Origin of the sequence: Limosilactobacillus walteri (assembly GCF_014830205.1) — a bacterium.
In the GTDB taxonomy this organism is placed as follows: domain Bacteria; phylum Bacillota; class Bacilli; order Lactobacillales; family Lactobacillaceae; genus Limosilactobacillus; species Limosilactobacillus walteri.
Genome location: NZ_QORN01000034.1, coordinates 1 through 793 on the forward strand (window position 1 = coordinate 1; position 793 = coordinate 793).

The 793-nt window shown below is 40.6% G+C and carries 1 protein-coding gene; it reads right to left on the reverse strand.

The genetic code is table 11. The features are described 5' to 3' along the window. Nucleotides 1-44 precede the first annotated feature (44 nt). A partial coding sequence (locus DTK66_RS08455) for an IS3 family transposase (protein ID WP_191668392.1) occupies nt 45-793 on the reverse strand: 749 nt, incomplete at its 5' end.

Consider the following 793-nt stretch of genomic DNA (forward strand, 5'->3'; position numbering starts at 1 on the left):
GGCACTATGTCCCGTCAAGTATACAGATCAAATAGATAAAAATTTTAGGCGGCTTGATTGCGGAATTGTTCCGCGGTCAAGCCGTTTTTGCTTGTGTAAGCGCGTTTGGTATTAAAGTATTCAATGGCTCCTTTGACGAGCTGTTCTAGCTCTGCTAGCGTCTTAGGACGATTATGTTTGTTAATCCAGATTAGCTTGAAGTCATTCCACCAACGCTCTATGGGTGAGTTTTCCCAAGGATGACCGGGGTGTGACATACTATGAATACAATTTTTAGAGGCTAAGTAGTCGTTGAACATACTTGAGCAGTAAGCTGATCCGCGGTCAGTATGGATCATTGGTTGCGCATCAGGTTCAACCGTAAAAGCACGATTAAAGGTTTCAATTACTGCTGATGAAGTTTCTGTGTCTGAAATATTGTAGCTTAAAGCGTAACGACCATATAAATCTAAAATAACGTGTACTCGTACTTTATGAAGTGTGTGTTCGCCGTAGGCAACTTCCGTTGTGTCGGTAACCCACACTTCATTTTTAGTTTCACGGTCGAATTGTCCCTGCAATAAGTTGTCATTGAGGTATTCTTCATGGCGTTGAATTCGATTGCGCTTCTTCTTCCTAATATTTGCTCTAATTCCATGCTTACGCATGCAATTAGTTATTCGTTTTAATCCAGCGGTAAAGCTTAAACGGTTTTCAAAACTTAACTGTGTAGTCATCGCTAAATATCCCAGCGTCCAATTATGTTCTTCTTCTAACTCTACAATCGCTTCAAGTAACTCTGCTTGCTCATTAT